13 protein-coding genes are annotated in these 14,737 nt (G+C 70.8%); 7 read left to right on the forward strand and 6 right to left on the reverse strand.

The window, feature by feature from the left end; genetic code table 11:
• The first annotated feature begins 32 nt into the window (after positions 1–32).
• Positions 33–809 carry an SDR family NAD(P)-dependent oxidoreductase gene (locus U9983_RS14290; protein ID WP_322754500.1) on the forward strand — a complete coding sequence of 259 codons (777 nt, stop codon included), beginning with the start codon at positions 33–35 and terminating at the stop codon, positions 807–809.
• Between the two features lie 70 nt (positions 810–879).
• On the opposite strand, the gene efeB is transcribed toward U9983_RS14290, so the two are convergent.
• The 6 genes from efeB to U9983_RS14320 form a co-directional block, all read right to left on the reverse strand.
• Positions 880–2,226 carry an iron uptake transporter deferrochelatase/peroxidase subunit gene (gene efeB, locus U9983_RS14295; RefSeq protein ID WP_416211397.1) on the reverse strand — a complete coding sequence of 449 codons (1,347 nt, stop codon included), beginning with the start codon at positions 2,224–2,226 and terminating at the stop codon, positions 880–882.
• 62 nt (positions 2,227–2,288) lie between these two features.
• On the reverse strand, positions 2,289–4,355 hold the full coding sequence (gene efeU, locus U9983_RS14300) for an iron uptake transporter permease EfeU (protein ID WP_322754502.1): 2,067 nt from the start codon (positions 4,353–4,355) through the stop codon (positions 2,289–2,291).
• Positions 4,356–4,533: 178 nt separating this feature from the next.
• Entirely contained in the window at positions 4,534–5,127 is a 594-nt protein-coding gene (locus tag U9983_RS14305) for a histidine phosphatase family protein (RefSeq protein ID WP_322754503.1), read from the reverse strand.
• A gap of 111 nt (positions 5,128–5,238) precedes the next feature.
• The gene (locus U9983_RS14310; RefSeq protein ID WP_322754504.1) at positions 5,239–6,789 is read right to left on the reverse strand and encodes an AMP-binding protein; all 1,551 of its coding nucleotides are present in this window, start codon (positions 6,787–6,789) and stop codon (positions 5,239–5,241) included.
• Positions 6,790–6,898: 109 nt separating this feature from the next.
• Positions 6,899–7,120, reverse strand: coding sequence for an SDR family NAD(P)-dependent oxidoreductase (locus U9983_RS14315; RefSeq protein ID WP_322754505.1), 222 nt, complete (start codon positions 7,118–7,120; stop codon positions 6,899–6,901).
• Between the two features lie 10 nt (positions 7,121–7,130).
• Entirely contained in the window at positions 7,131–7,967 is an 837-nt protein-coding gene (locus tag U9983_RS14320) for a ThuA domain-containing protein (RefSeq protein WP_322754506.1), read from the reverse strand.
• 169 nt (positions 7,968–8,136) lie between these two features.
• Between U9983_RS14320 and U9983_RS14325 the strand changes: the two genes are divergently transcribed.
• The 6 genes from U9983_RS14325 (at position 8,137) to U9983_RS14350 (ending at position 14,724) form a co-directional block, all read left to right on the forward strand.
• Positions 8,137–9,204, forward strand: a complete 1,068-nt coding sequence (locus U9983_RS14325) for a thiamine pyrophosphate-dependent dehydrogenase E1 component subunit alpha (RefSeq protein WP_322754507.1) — start codon at positions 8,137–8,139, stop codon at positions 9,202–9,204.
• 40 nt (positions 9,205–9,244) lie between these two features.
• Positions 9,245–10,228: an alpha-ketoacid dehydrogenase subunit beta gene (locus U9983_RS14330; RefSeq protein WP_322747069.1), complete on the forward strand. Its 984-nt coding sequence runs from the start codon at positions 9,245–9,247 to the stop codon at positions 10,226–10,228.
• A 31-nt stretch (positions 10,229–10,259) separates the two neighbouring features.
• Positions 10,260–11,681, forward strand: coding sequence for a 2-oxo acid dehydrogenase subunit E2 (locus tag U9983_RS14335; RefSeq protein ID WP_322754508.1), 1,422 nt, complete (start codon positions 10,260–10,262; stop codon positions 11,679–11,681).
• Positions 11,682–11,761: 80 nt separating this feature from the next.
• Complete coding sequence (locus U9983_RS14340) at positions 11,762–12,208, forward strand: Zn-ribbon domain-containing OB-fold protein (protein WP_322754509.1); 447 nt, start codon at positions 11,762–11,764, stop codon at positions 12,206–12,208.
• Positions 12,205–13,377 carry a thiolase family protein gene (locus U9983_RS14345; protein WP_322754510.1) on the forward strand — a complete coding sequence of 391 codons (1,173 nt, stop codon included), beginning with the start codon at positions 12,205–12,207 and terminating at the stop codon, positions 13,375–13,377. Before U9983_RS14340 ends, U9983_RS14345 begins: the two co-directional genes overlap by 4 nt.
• A gap of 93 nt (positions 13,378–13,470) precedes the next feature.
• Positions 13,471–14,724: an acyl-CoA dehydrogenase family protein gene (locus tag U9983_RS14350; RefSeq protein WP_322754511.1), complete on the forward strand. Its 1,254-nt coding sequence runs from the start codon at positions 13,471–13,473 to the stop codon at positions 14,722–14,724.
• Positions 14,725–14,737 lie beyond the last annotated feature (13 nt).

Below are 14,737 nucleotides of genomic sequence, written 5' to 3' on the forward strand. Positions count from 1 at the left end.
CCTGTCGACCTCACGCGCTCCCAGGAGGACGTATGCAGCTTGAAGGCAAGGTCGCGGCCATCACGGGAGGGACGGCGGGGATCGGCCGCGCCATCGCCGAGGCGTTTCTCGCCCAGGGGGCGTCCGTCGCGATCAACGGTCGGTCCGTGGACAAGGGGGAGAAGACCCTCGCGGCCCTGGGTGCCGGCGACCGGGCGATCTTCCGCGCCGGTGACGTCACCCAGCAGGCCGACGTCGAGGGCTTCGTCGACGCGACCGTCGAGCACTTCGGACGGGTCGACATCCTGGTCAACAACGCCGGTGGAGCCGTCGACCTTCAGCCGACCGTCCTGCTCAGCGATGAGACGTGGGACCTGACGATGAAGTGGAACCTGTACTCGACCTTCTGGGCCACCCGGCGCGCCCTGCCGCCCATGATCGAACGCAGGTGGGGGCGGATCATCAACATCTCCTCGGTGGAGGGCAAGCACGGCAAGCCCGTCCTGACCCCCTATGTGGCCGCCAAGCACGCGATCAACGGCATGACCAAGTCGATCGCCCGTGAGGTCGGAGCCGAGGGGGTCACCGTCAACTCGATCTGCCCGGGTCTGATCATCACAGATGTCGTCAAGGAGAACGGGCCGGCCACGGCGGCGGCCATGGGGATCACCTTCGACGAGATGGTCGAGCTGTTCGCCAAGGAGTCCTCGATCAAGCGGCCCAACACGGTCGAGGAGGTCGCGGCCATGGCCGTGCTGCTCGCCTCGAACGCGGGCGCGGGTATCACCGGCGCGCTGCTCAGCGTCGACGGCGGCACCGCGTCCTACTGACGCACCCGTCGTGCCGAGTGTCCTGGTTGGACGGCGACTGTGCCGCCGTCCAACCGTGCACCGACCACGGTCAGGCGAGCAGGGTGCGGCCGAGGTGATCGGCGGCGTCCCGGGCGCCGGGCAGGACGAAGAAGTAGCCGCCGCCGGTGGGGCTGATGTAGTCGACCAGGGGCTCGTCGATGAGCCTGGTCTGGGTGGTCTCGAACTGGCGGGCGATGTCCTGCTGGTAGCAGCAGAAGGCCAGACCCATGTCGAGGTTGCCGTTGGCGTCGATGCCCCGGTCGTAGTTGTAGCCCCGGCGCAGGATGCGGGAGTCCGCGGTGGCGGCGCTGCGGGGGTTGGACAGCCGGATGTGCGCATCGAGCGGGATGATCTTACCGTCCGTGTCACCGGCGTAGTCCGGGATGTCACGTTCGGCCGTACCGTCCAGCGGGGCGCCGGTATCCCGTCGCCGGCCGATCATCATCTCCTGTTCGTTGAGAGAGACCCGGTCCCAGAACTCCACCAGCATCCGGATGACACGGATGACCTGGTAGGAGCCGCCCGCGGTCCAGGCGGGCTCGTCGCCGCCGTGTACCCAGACCAGCCGGTCCATCTCGGCGGCGCTGGTCACGTCCGGGTTGGCGATGCCGTCCTTGAAACCGAGCAGGTTGCGCTGGGCGCCGGCCGGTCGTGGTGGGTTCTGGAAGCCGTCGACGCGCCAGCGCAGCTGCATACCGCCGCGGGTGTGGCGGGCGATGTCACGCAGCGCGTGCAGCACGGTGTCGCGGCTGTGTGCGCACAGCTGCAGGCTGAGGTCGCCGTGACACTGGGTCGCGTCGAGGTTGTCGTTGGGGAACGTGCGCATCGGTGTGAGATGGCGCGGCCGCCGGTCGGCCAGGCCGAACCGGCCGTCGAACAGCGACGCGCCCACCCCGACGGTGACGGTCAGCGAATCGGAGGGCACGGTGGGTCCGACGATGCCGCTGTCCGACGGTGGGGCGGTGCTGCCGAGGTCGACCGGGGTGCCGCCGGCGGTCAGGAACCGCGCCCGGTCAGTGATCGTCTTGAACAGTTCGACCAGCCCGGCGCGGTCCGGCGCGATCACGTCGAAGGACGCGAACATCGCCGCCGTGGGTGGCGGCGTGACGATCCCGGCCTGATGGGTCCCGTGAAAGGCGACCACCGCGTTCGAGCTCGTGTCGTGGGTGCCGCCCGTGTCGCTTGCGGCCAGCGCCACACCACCGGCACCGACGCCGGCGCCCACGGCCGCACCCGCGGCCAGCGCCCCGGCGAGAAACGACCGGCGCCCGAGCGCAACGCCTGGGAACCCGGCGCGCCGTCGCGGCGCCGGGCAGCTGGCGGCGGCGGTGGGGGCGGCCGCGGTGGGGGTGTCTGCCGGCTGCCGTGGCAGTGACGGGTCGGCGGATTCGGTCATCGACGGCGCTCCGGAAGGGTGCGAAGGTGAGGTGGTGTCGCGGGCGGGAAGGCGGTGCTCGCTCATCCGGTGGTCCTGATCTCCAGGACGTCGGGGATGGGTGCGAGGGTCTCCAGCAGTGCGCCGAGGCTGCCGTTCAACCGCGCCCGGTCGCCGCGGGGGAGGGTGTCCGGGGCGATCCAGGTTCCGGCCGGGTCGGCGGTCTGGCGCAGGAGCGTCCCGAATGCGTCGAGCTGGCGTTGGGAGGCCGCGAGTGTGGCCGGCGCCCGTGTCGTCAGCAGCGGCGCGATGATGGTCAACAGTTCGCGGGTTCCGTCCACGTTCGCCGCCGCGGTCGCCAGCGCCGTGCCGCTGCCCTGGTCGGCGGTACCGGTGAGCTGGAACTCGATGGTGTTCTCAAGAATTTCGTGGGTGCGCAGCGCCAGGTCGTGGGAATCGAACTCCTGGGTGGGGAAGGCCTTGACGAGCCGGGCGACGGAATCGGCGAGCGTCGCCGCCGGCGCCTTCAACGAGTCCACCGACTCGCCGTGCCACAGCCCGTGCTCGACCCGGTGGAATCCGGCGAAGTCCGGGTCGCCGACGCCGTCCGGCAGACCCGCGGGCCGTCCGTTGATCGACGCGTCGAAGTCGCCGAACGTGCCGTAGGCGGCGCCGAGTCGTTCGTAGTCAAGATGCGCGGTGAGCCAGTCGCGACGGGCCGCGTCGAGGTCGCCGGCCTCGACGTCCGCCCGCAGCGTGTCGGTGTCGCGTGCCAGCGTGGCCAGGCCCGCGGTGACGAACGCGCGGTAGGCGTCCACGGGTGCGCGCATGGTCTCTTCCGTCACCGGGATGATCGCCAGGTCGCCGTTGCCCGGGCCGGCCACCCGCCGGCTCGCCGAGACGACGGGATCTCCACCGTCGGGGAGGCACTGCCAGGCGTAGGTGCCGCCTCCGATGGTCGCGGCCAGCGGCCGGTTGGTGCCCGGGGCGAGCAGTTCGATCTCAGCGTGGATCGCACCGCTCGCCGGGTCGATGAGGCGGACCTCCATGGTGTGCCCGCCGGTGTTGCGGACGGTGAAGGTCACCCGGCCGGGTTGCGGCGCGTCCCAGGCGGTGACACAGGAACCCGAGGTCGCCTCGATCGTCGTGTCACCCGTCCCGGTGGCCGGGCCGAGCGCGAGGATGGCGGCGCCGGCGGCGACGGCGGGTATGGCGACCATGGCCACCGGAAGCACCCACCGGGGCACCCGTCGCGAACCGCCCGGTGCCGGCTGGACCTCGACCGGCGCTACCTCGGCGGCGGCAACAGCCGCCGGTACCGCGGGGGATGGCGCGCGGGCGGGGCGGATACCTCGGACGAACAGGGCCATCACCGGGATCAGATAGGCGAGGTAGCCGACGAGCTGGAGGACAGTCAGCCGGGGTGTGATGTTGAAGATGCCCTCGACGAGCCGGGCGTACCAGGAGCTCGGGTCGATGGTGGCGCCGAGGTCGAACGCGGCCGTGCCGATGCCGGGCAGGATGGCGCTCTCCTGCAGATCACGCAGGCCGTACCCGGCCACGCCGGACGCGACCACAATCAGCCCGATGCCGGTGAACGTGAAGAAACGGGTCAGATTGATCTTCACGGCGCGGCGGTACATGCCGACGCACAACGCAGCGGCGAGCGTGAGCCCGGCAGCGGCCCCGACCAGCGGGCCGGCCGACTCGCCCGCGCCGCGGGTGGTCGTCCAGACGAACAGGGAGGTCTCCAGGCCCTCCCGGGCCACCGCGAGGAACGCGGTGAGGACCAGCACGCCGGGCCCGAGCGTGAGCGCAGCCGTCACCCGGCCCGCGATCTCGCCGGACAGTGCCCGTGCCGACCGCCGCATCCAGAAGATCATTATGGTGACGAACCCGACGGCGATCAGGCTCAGGATGCCGCTGAACCCCTCCTGCGCTTTGGTCGACATCGAGGCGGCGGCGAAGGTCAGGACCGCCCCGAAGCTGGCCGAGAGCGCCACCGCGGCCAGGACCCCCGTCCAGACCTGGGGGAGGCGCTCGCGTTGGTCGGCGCGAACGAGTGTGGCGACCAGGATCGAGACGATCAGACCCGCCTCGAGACCCTCGCGTAACCCGATGAGCAGGTTCGGGACAACGTCGCTCCACACGTCCGGTACCTCCGTGATCGCCGGTGTTGGTTTAAGGGAAGGTACCAGAAATATAAGTAAAGCTCACCTAATCGAATCACGACCTGAGATGCCGGTCATGCCGGGGCGGCGAGGAAGCGGACCGTTCGGCCCCGAAGCCACGGACCGGGTTCGGGCAGCCTGCGTTTCTGACTTGAGGTCAGGAACGACTGCCGAGCAGGTGGCCGGTTTCGTTCGCGGAGTGGACGACGATCCGGCCCGACGCGAGCTTCTCGACCCGGGACACCGAGGTGTACCCGGCGTTGAACCAGAAAAGGTCGCGGGTACCGATGACCCCGGCCAGAATGGCGTTGATGATCCCGCCGTGGCCGACGGCCACCACCCGGCCGGACGGCCAGCGCTCGAAGAGCTGCTCCAGGCAGTCGTGGGCACGGGCGATGAAGGCGGGTTGGTCGAGCTCCGGGACGAAGTCGTTGTAACGGCCTTCGACGGCTGCTCGGGCGCGTGGGTCGTCCGCGGCCATCTGTTCCACCGGGGTGTAGACCTCGTTCGGTTCGTGGGGTTCCCACTCGCGCAGGTCGGGGATCTCGACCGGGACGAATCCCAGTTCCGCGGCGAGTACGGCCGCGGTCTCGCGGGCCCGCCGCAGCGGGCTGGTGGCCAGGGCGTCCACCTGCTCGGCGGCCAGCCACGCAGCCAGCCGCTTGGCCTGGATCATGCCGTCCCCGGCCAGGCCGGGATCGGCGACGCCGTTGACGGGCAGGCCGTGGCGGACGAACAGCACCTCAGTCATGGGTTCACTTTCCAGCTCCCGGCCCGGAGGCCGGTCAAGGGCGGGTGTCGGCCGAAGGCGGTGAGGGTGAGGGCGGGGGTGAGGGTTGTTCATCCGGCGTTTAGCTGGTATTTATCCGGCAATGGTGCGTTCGGTGTCCCAGTAGGGACGCCGCAGCGCCTTCTTGTCGACCTTGCCCATGGCGTTGCGAGGTAGCTCCGCGATGATTTCATATGATTTTGGGCATTTGTATGCGGCGAGTGAGGCCCGGCAGAACTGGTCGAGGTCTCCGCTGTCCGGTGCCTGGCCCGCGGGCACGATCAGTGCCCGCAACGCCTCACCCATGTCCGTGTCGGGTACGCCGATCACGGCGACATCCGCTACCTGGGGGTGGTGCGCGAGGACACGCTCGCTCTCGGCCGGGTAGAGGTTCACCCCGCCGGAGACCACCATGTCAGCTATCCGATCGGTGATATGGACGTAGCCGTCCGCGTCGACATAGCCGACGTCGCCGAGAGTGAACACGTTCGGAAGGAGGTATGCGGCGGCGGTCTTGGCCGGATCGTCGTGGTACCGCACGCCCCGGTCGGCCGGGGCGCGGAAGCCCAGTACCCCGACCTCGCCGGCGGGCATCGGGGCGTTGTCGGCGTCGAGGACCACCGCCTCGAACGGCGGCATGCAGCGGCCGACCGAACCGGGTCGGACCAGCCACTCCTCGCTGCTGATCCGGCAGAGCGTGCCCACCTCGCTGCCGCCGTAGGACTCCACCAGCACCGGCCCGAACCAGTCGATCATCGCCCGTTTGACGTCGGGCGGGCAGGCCGACCCGGTGTGGGGGAGACTGCGCAGGCTCGTCACGTCATGGCCGGCGCGTACGCCGGCGGGCAGGGCGAGCAGCCGGGAGAAGTGCGTCGGGACCATCACCGTCGAGGTCACCCGGTGGCTCTCGATGAGGCGCAGCACGCGCTCGGCGTCGAACCGTCCGAGGACGACCACGGGCTGTCCGGACAGCAGGTGGCGCAGGCTTGTCAGGGGAGCGTTGTGCTGGAGCGGCCCGACCACCAGGTGTGGTCCGGCGGGGAAGCCCGAGCGGGCGGCCAGCGCCTCGGCGTAGGCCACCGCAGTCCGCGGTGTCGGCGCGGTCCAGCGGACCTCGGTGCCCCGTGGTCGGCCGGTGGTGCCAGAGGTGTAGACCAGCGGTGGTCGGGCGGGCCGGCCGGCAACATCCGGCATCGCCCGGTCGCTACCCGTCCAGTCCGTCCAGTCCGTCTGGCTGCCAACGCCAACGCCAACGCCAACGCCAACGTCGGTGCCGGTGCCGGTGCCGGTGCCGTGGACGACGACGACGCGTAACCGTGCGGGTCCGGCGGCCGCGGTCACACCGTCGCGGCTGGCCGGCCCGGCGACCGCTGCCACCGCGCCGGCGTCGAGGAGTAGGTCGGTCAGCTCCCCGACGGCGAGCTGGCGGGAGACGGCCACGGTTCCGACGCCGGCGAGGATGCCTGCGGCGTGTGCGACCAGGGTGGGGATGGAGTTCTCGCCGGAGACCGCGACCCGCTCCCCGTCGCCACCCGCCACCGCCAGCATCTCCGCGGCGACTCCACGCACCTGGGTGGCGAGTTCCGCCCACGTCAGGTGCCCGGTGTCGTCCACCAAGGCGACGCCGGTCGGGTCCTGCCGCATCCGATCATCGATCCCAGCGAGCCGCAACGGACCTCACCGCCCTTTTCAAGGTCTGACCCCTGTTGCCCGTCCACCCCGGATGACTGTAGCCACATAGCTGTAGACAGCGTCAAGAAACCGGGTCGATCGCAGTCGGCGAAACCGGGCTGGGTGCGGGCAGCGCGGGGTCGATGGCGGCCGATCGGACCAGGTTGATCGCTCCGGCCTTGGCCGCCGCGTACGGCCAGCGCCGGGGTTCACCACCCAGGCCGGTGACGGACGAGGTCACCACGACCGCTCCGCCGCCGGCGCGGCGCATTGCCCCGATCGCGGCCCGCAGGCCCAGCACCACCCGGTGGTCGTCATACCTGCCCGACCCGGGGATCGAGTCGGACCGGATTCCTACGCGCCCATGCGTGTGCCTCGGACGAGGCCACCCAGGCCAATGCGTTCGCGATCAGCTGTCGGTAGTTCGCCAGCGCGAACGTGCGGGCGCAGTCGCCGGGCAGCAGGTAGACCAGTGGACTGCGGCCAGCGACCTTCGCCCAGGCCAGAAGGTCGCTCGCGGGCGGATGCCCCGAGCAGTCCGGCGCGTGGCGCTCGCCGAGCAGGACGTGTTCATAGGCCGAGCGGAAGCGGCTGCCGTTCAGGTCGGCGTCGGTCCGCAGCAACGGGACGACGTCGGCTTCGAAGACCGGGCAGCAGTACAGCTCGTCGGTGACGGTGAACTCGGCGACGCCGGCGCAGACCGGGTGGGCGGGCGCCGCCACGCGCACGGGGTATTCGCCCACCCAGCTGCCCGACGACGGCCACATCCGGCCGCGTAACCGGGCTGACGCGTAGTGGAAGCGACCGCCCAGCGCCTCGGCCCAGCCCTCCCAGCCAGGCCAGCCGGCCAGCGAGTGGTGGGTGACGACGAGCCCCTGGCCCATCTCAAGCAGCTCGACGAGGGCACGGGCCACCTGCGGATCGGGGCCTTCGGGCACGGGCGGCGAGCCCCGGTGCAGGCTCAGGCCGGGGATGTCGTGGCAGAGCAGTGCCTCGAAGCTCCCGGCATGCTCGGGCCGCAACCACGCCTGCGCGCAGGGCTGGATTGCATGCGTCCACAGCCAGTCCCGCTCGGCACAGATGTCGGCCACCATCCCGAGGAAGGCGTCAAGGTCGACACGGTGACCGCCGGTGAGAACCAGGACCCGCATGGGTTCATCTCCCTGACTTACTGCAGCTGCTCACCACAAACATCAGATACGAGTCTGGCGTGTCGAGTCATCCCTTACTAGAGTCCATTTCGACAAACTCCCGGATGTCGGATGGCACGGCGATTCGCTGTGCATGGCAGCCGGGCCACGGCAGAGAGGGGCAGGCATCATGACGCGAGCCGCCACGGCCGACCAGGACGCCCAGCCCGCGCCGCCGGCCGCCGGCACCGCCGGCACCGCCGGCACCGCCGGCACCGCCGAAACCGCCGGCACCGCCGACGCGGCCGTGCTCCTGGACCTGCACCGCCGGATGGTGCGCATTCGGGTGTTCGAGACCGAGGCGGGTCGGCTGATGGAGGCCGGAACGCTGCCTGGTTTTCTGCACCTCTACGTCGGGCAGGAGGCGGTCGCCGCCGGCGCGATCAGCACGCTGCGCGATGAGGACCAGATCACCTCCACCCACCGCGGGCACGGTCACGCGGTCGCCAAGGGTGCGGACTTCGCCCGGATGTTCGCGGAACTGTTCGGCCGGGTTGACGGCTACTGCCACGGCCGGGGCGGGAGCATGCACATCAACGACCTGTCGATCGGCATGCTCGGCGCGAACGGCATCGTCGGCGCTGGCATCCCGATCGCGGTGGGCGCGGCCTTCGCCGGCGCCTACCGGTCCGACGGGACGGTTGCCATGGCGTTCTTCGGTGACGGCGCGTCGAACATCGGCACCTTCCACGAGGCGGCCAACCTCGCCGCCGTGCTGCACCTGCCGGTCGTGCTCGTCTGCGAGAACAACGGCTACGCCGAGTTCACGCCACAGGCCCGGCACATGCTGCTCACCGATGTCGCTGATCGCGCCGCCGCCTACGGCATGCCGAGCGAGATCTGCGACGGGATGGACGCGGTCGCCGTCCGTGCGGCCACCCTGCGCGCGGTGCAACGGGCCCGGGCCGGTGGTGGCCCGACCATGGTCGAGGCCAAGACCTACCGTTATTACGATCACCAGGGCGTCAAGGGTCTGCGCATCCAGTACCGCACCCAGGAGGAGATCGACGCCTGGAAGGAACGCGACGCGATCAAGCTGCTGGAGCGCGGGGCGACCGCTGCCGGCACCGTCGCTCCGGAGCGGTTCGAGGAGATCTGGGCGCAGACCAGGACCGAGGTGGCCGCGGCGATCGCCTTCGCGGAGGCGAGTCCCGAGCCGGATCCGGCGGACATCGCCCGTGACGTCTACAGCGAATGAGCCCGGTACAGCGACGAGCGGCCGAAGGAGTTCCCAGTCGATGACCCGCACCCTGACCTATGTCAAGGCGTTCAATGAGGGCCTCGCGCAGGTCATGCGCGACGACGACGACGTGTTCGTAGTCGGTGAGGATGTCGCCGGCTACGGTGGGGTCTTCCACATGTTCGACGGGTTGCTCTCGGAGTTCGGGCCGCGCCGCGTCGTGGACACGCCCATCTCCGAGGCGGCGATCGTCGGCCTCGGCGTGGGTGCCGCCGCCCGCGGCCTGCGGCCGGTGTGTGACCTGATGTTCATGGACTTCCTCGGCGTCTGCATGGACCAGGTGGTCAACCAGGCCGCCAAGATGAAGTTCATGTACGGCGGGTCGGTCAACGTTCCGCTCACCATCACGACCGCGGCGGGTGCCGGGCTCGGCGCGGCCGCGCAGCACTCCCAGAGCCTGGAGGCGTGGCTCGCCCACACCCCGGGACTCAAGGTGGTCATGCCCGCCACCCCGGCGGACGCCAAAGGGATGATCGTCTCTGCGGTGCGTGACGACAATCCGGTCATCGTGATGCTCAACAAGGTCCTGCTCGGAGCCAAGGGAGACGTGCCCGAGGAGATCTACGAGGTCCCGATCGGGAAGGCCGCCACGCTGCGCACCGGCGACGACGTCACGATTGTGGCCCTGGGGCGGATGACCGTCGAGGCGATGGCCGCGGCCGATGAACTCGCAGCTGAGGGCGTCTCGGTCGAGGTCATCGACCCCCGGACCGTGCAGCCGCTGGACAGCCAGGCGATCGTCGAGTCGGTGGTGCGCACCAACCGGGTGCTTGTGGTCCACGAGGCTGTTCGGTTTGGTGGCATCGGCGCCGAGATCGCCGCGCAGGTCCAGGAAGTTGCCTTCGACTATCTGGACGCCCCGGTGCTGCGCCTGGGCGCACCCTTCACCCCGGTGCCGTTCAGCCCGGCGCTTGAGCGGGCCTACATCCCTGACCGCACCCGGATAGCCGACGGCTGCCGCCGCCTGCTCGCACGGGGCTAGGGCCGGGGCCGGGGAGAGAGGAACTGCGGCGATGGCTGTCGAGGTGCTGCTGCCCAAGCTCGGGCTGACGATGCAGGAAGGCACGATCACCGAATGGCTCGTGCCGCCCGGTGGCCCGGTGCGACCCGGCGATGTGATCATGAGGCTCGCGACCGACAAGGTCGACACGGACGTCGAGGCCGAGGGCGAGGGGCATTTCCATCCGGTCGTACCGGCCGGAACCACCCTGCCTCCCGGCGCACTGGTGGGCTGGCTGCTCGCCGCCGGCGAGATTCTGCCGGGTGCGGTGTCCGGTGCTGCGCCATCCGGGGCGGTGGTGTCCGGCGCGGTGGTGTCTGGCGCGGTGGGGTCTGGTGATCTGGTGGCCCAACCCGGGCCGGCCGGTCGGCTGCTGGCGTCCCCGAACGCCCGTCGCGTCGCCCGTGCGCGAGGCATCGATCTCGTGACCGTCCGTGGCACCGGGCCGGGCGGCCGGATCGTCTCCGAGGACATCGAGGCGGTGGACGTCGCCGCGCCGCTGCCCGTCGCGCCGCCGGTCGTGTCGCCGCTGGTCGTGTCGCCGCCTGTCACCCCGCTGGTGCGCCGGTACGCGGAGACCCTCGGTGTGGACCTCGCCACGGTTGCCGGGCGCGGGCCCGCAGGCCGGATCCGCCGGGCCGATGTGGATCGTGCAGCGGCAGCCGCGGCCGCAGCCGGGACGCGGGATGAACGCCCACCGCAGGCAGCGCCACCGGCCGGCCCACGGGCGGGTCAGGTCATCGCGCTGACCGGTATGCGGGGCGCGATCGCCCGCACCATGCATACGAGCCTGCAGGAGATGGCGCAGCTCACCCACGGTTACGAGGCGGATGTGACCGACCTCGTGGCCCTGCGTGCCCAGCTCAAGCGGGAGTGGACGGGCACCGGTGCCACCGCGGGCGAACCGCGGGTGCCATCACTGAACGACTTCGTCGTGCGCGCTGCGGCATTGGCGCTGGGTGACCATCCGCTGCTCAACGCCACCATCCGCGACGGCGCAATCCACCTACTGCCCGAGATCCACGTCGGGGTGGCCGTGGCCGTGCCGGACGGACTGCTCGTGCCGGTCGTGCGCGACGCCGCCACCCGCGGTCTGCTCGACATTGCAGCCGACGTGAGACGCCTGGCCGGCGCCGCCCGTGACAAGAAGCTTGCTGTGCGAGATCTGGAGGGTGCGACCTTCGTGGTCACATCCCTCGGCGGATACGGCGTGGACTTCTTCACCCCGGTGATCAATCCGCCGAACGTGGCCATCCTCGGGGTCGGGCGGGTCCGCGACGGGGTCCGCTGGGAGGGGGACACGCCGCGGCGGACGTCGGTGCTGACACTCAGCCTCAGCTTCGACCACCGTGCCGTCGACGGTGCGCCCGCCGCTGAATACCTTCGGACGGTCACGGCGTTGCTCGCCCGTCCGTTGCTGTTGCTCGCGGGTTGACTGCTCGCGGGTTGACTGCTCGCGGGTTGACTGCTCGCGGGTTGACGGCGTGGGGGTTGAAGGCTGAAAAAGGAGTCCTGATGACGTCAGTGGTACCACCGCGTCCCGTCCCGATCGATCATGAGTTGTTCGCCTCGCTGGACCCACCGCGGCTGGCAGGTGCCACGTGCGGGCGGTGCGGAACGACGATCTTTCCGGTCGGGCCGTCCTGCCCCCGGTGCTCGGCGGCTGGCAGCGACATATCCGTGGTCACGCTGCCCGAAACCGGCACGATCTGGACGCTGACCGTGCAGGGTTTCGAACCGAAGCCGCCGTATCACGCTCCACCGGACGGCTTCGCGCCGTACGCGGTCGGCTATGTGGATCTCGGCGGGGTGCTCGTCGAGTCCCTGCTGGTCGGGGACCCGGCCATGCTCGACATCGGACTGCGGGTATGGCTCACCCTCGTCCCGATCGGCGCCACCGGCGAGGTCACCTACGCCTTCGAGCCCACCACGGGCCTCGAGGAGACGGGAGCGGACGCGTGAGTACCGATCGGGACCGGGATGCCGCCCACGCCGTCTACGTCGTCGGGGTCGGCATCCACCCCTTCGGCCGGCACGAGGGCGTCGCCGCGATGGTCATGGCCGAGCATGCAACCCGGGCCGCGCTTGCCGACGCAGGCATCGGCTGGCCCGACGTCGACCTTGCCGTCGGTGGCAGCAACGTGTCCGGCAAGCCCGACACCCTCGTTTCCCGCCTCGGTCTTACCGGACTATCGTTCATTACTGTACGCAATGGATGTGCCACTGGTGGTGTAGCATTGGCGACCGCGGCGAACGCGCTGCGGGCCCGGGAGGCCGACGTGGCGACTGTCATCGGGTTCGACAAGCACCCGCGTGGCGCGTTCAACTCCGACCCGGCCAGTTACGGGCTGGGGGACTGGTACGGCCGGACCGGTCTCATGGTCACCACCCAGTACTTCGCCATGAAGACCCGGCGTTACCAGTACGAACACGCGGTCTCCGACCGGTCACTGGCCCGGGTCGCGGTGCGCGCGCTGCGCAACGGCGAGGCCAGCCCCACCGCCTGGCGGCGCACCCCGCTCACCGAGGACGAGGTACTCGCCGCGCCGGCGGTCAACGCCCCGCTGACCCGATCGATGTTCTGCTCGCCGAGCGAGGGAGCGGTCGCCCTCGTCCTCGTCCGTGGCGACCGTGCCGGTGACCTGTGTGAACGCCCGGTGCGGCTCGCGTCGGTGGCGCTGCGCACCCGCCGGTTCGGATCGTTCGAGGTGTTCTCCCCGTGGCTCGCGCCCGATCCGTACCACAGCCCGAGCATCGACGCGGCTGCCGCGGCGTTCGCCGCCGCCGGTGTCGACCCGTCCGAGGTGGCCGTCGCGCAACTGCAGGACACCGACAGCGGCTCGGAGATCATCCACCTCGCCGAAACGGGCCTGTGCGGGCACGGCGAGCAGGAGAAACTCCTTGCTGACGGCTCCACCGAGGCCTACGGCCGCCTCCCGGTCAACACCGACGGCGGATGCATCGCCAACGGTGAGCCGATCGGCGCGTCCGGACTGCGCCAGGTGCACGAGGTCGTCCGCCAGCTGCAGGGGCGGGCGCTGGGCCGGGCGGTCCCCGGGGCCCCGCGGGTCGGCTTCACCCACGTGTACGGCGCGCCGGGACTGTCCGCCTGCGCGGTCCTGACCGTCTGAGCTGACCGTCCAGGTCGACCGCCTGAGCTGACCGCCTGAGCTGACCGCCTGAGCTGACCGTCTGATGATGCCGTGCGAAAGGGACCCCCACCGATGACCGCTTCGGGCAGCAACGCTTCGGGCAGCACCGTCGACCTCGTGACCTGGCGTGGCGAGGTACGGCGCTGGCTCGCCGCCACCGTTGCCGCGCCGGTGGCAAGCCACGGCCCGCCAGACCTCGCGGTGTTCCGTAACCTCTCCGACGGCGACGAGCACACGTTGCTGGAGAACGTCCGAGCCTATCGGCGGGCCCGCTACGACGCGGGCTACGGAGCGCTCACGCTGCCGGTGGAGCACGGCGGCGCCGGTCTGCCCGCGCTGTTCGCGACCGCCTTCGCCGAGGAGGAACGCGCGTTCGCCGTGCCGCCGTCCACCGAGCTGATCAGCGTGACGACCGGTCTGGTCGGCCCGGCCGTGGCGATGTTCGGCACCGAGGCACAGCGGGAGCAGTTCGTCGGGCCGCTGCTGCGTACCGATCTGCTCGCCTGCCAGCTGTTCAGCGAACCCGGCGCCGGTTCCGACCTCGCGGCACTGGCCTGCCGCGCCGTGGCGGACGGGGAGACCTGGGTCGTCGACGGGCAGAAGGTCTGGTCGTCCGGCGCGCGGTTCGCCGACTACGGGCTGTTGCTCGCCCGCACCGACCCGGACGTGCCCAAGCACGCCGGGATCACCGCCTTCCTCGTTCCCATGGACGCCCCCGGTATCGAGATCCGCCCGATCCGGCAGATGAGCGGAGGCACGTCGTTCAACGAGGTCTTCCTCACCGGCGTCCGGATCCCCGACGCCCTGCGTGTCGGCGCGGTCGGCAACGGTTGGCGGGTCGCGAACGCGATGCTGTCCTTCGAGCGCACCGCGTCCGGATCGGTGACCCGTCGTAAGGGCGGAACCTTCGACGACGTGCTGGAGCTCGCCCGCCGCCTGGGCCGGGCCGGTGACCCGGTGGTCCGTCAGCAGCTCGCGGACCTCTACATCCGGACGGTGCTGCGGGCCGCGACCGCCGGACGGGTGGCGCGGGCCGCAGCGGCCGGAGCGTCGCCGGGGCCGGCGGCATCCGTCGGCAAGCTGGTCGCCTCCGACGTGCTGACCCGCACCGGCGAGCTCGCCGTCGACCTGCTGGGTAGCCGGGCGGCGGCCGACTCCGGTGAGGGGTTCGGCTGGACCGAGCATCTGCTCGGCGCGCCCGGCTACCGGCTGGCCGGCGGAACCGACCAGATCCAGCGGAACATCATCGGAGAGCGGGTCCTGGGCCTGCCGGCGGAGCCGCGGATCGACAAGGACGTGCCCTGGTCCGCGCTGTCCCGCTCCTGAGCGGCGGCCTGAA

Origin of the sequence: Protofrankia sp. Cas3 (genome assembly GCF_963555955.1) — a bacterium.
GTDB lineage: Bacteria > Actinomycetota > Actinomycetes > Frankiales > Frankiaceae > Protofrankia.

Coding starts and splice junctions, on each gene's coding strand:
- U9983_RS14290 (WP_322754500.1), top strand. CDS start 33: ATGCAGCTTGAAGGCAAGGTCGCGGCCATCACGGGAGGGACGGCGGGG.
- efeB (WP_416211397.1), bottom strand. CDS start 2,226: ATGACCGAATCCGCCGACCCGTCACTGCCACGGCAGCCGGCAGACACC.
- U9983_RS14305 (WP_322754503.1), bottom strand. CDS start 5,127: ATGACTGAGGTGCTGTTCGTCCGCCACGGCCTGCCCGTCAACGGCGTC.
- U9983_RS14310 (WP_322754504.1), bottom strand. CDS start 6,789: ATGCGGCAGGACCCGACCGGCGTCGCCTTGGTGGACGACACCGGGCAC.
- U9983_RS14320 (WP_322754506.1), bottom strand. CDS start 7,967: ATGCGGGTCCTGGTTCTCACCGGCGGTCACCGTGTCGACCTTGACGCC.
- U9983_RS14325 (WP_322754507.1), top strand. CDS start 8,137: ATGACGCGAGCCGCCACGGCCGACCAGGACGCCCAGCCCGCGCCGCCG.
- U9983_RS14330 (WP_322747069.1), top strand. CDS start 9,245: ATGACCCGCACCCTGACCTATGTCAAGGCGTTCAATGAGGGCCTCGCG.
- U9983_RS14335 (WP_322754508.1), top strand. CDS start 10,260: ATGGCTGTCGAGGTGCTGCTGCCCAAGCTCGGGCTGACGATGCAGGAA.
- U9983_RS14340 (WP_322754509.1), top strand. CDS start 11,762: ATGACGTCAGTGGTACCACCGCGTCCCGTCCCGATCGATCATGAGTTG.
- U9983_RS14350 (WP_322754511.1), top strand. CDS start 13,471: ATGACCGCTTCGGGCAGCAACGCTTCGGGCAGCACCGTCGACCTCGTG.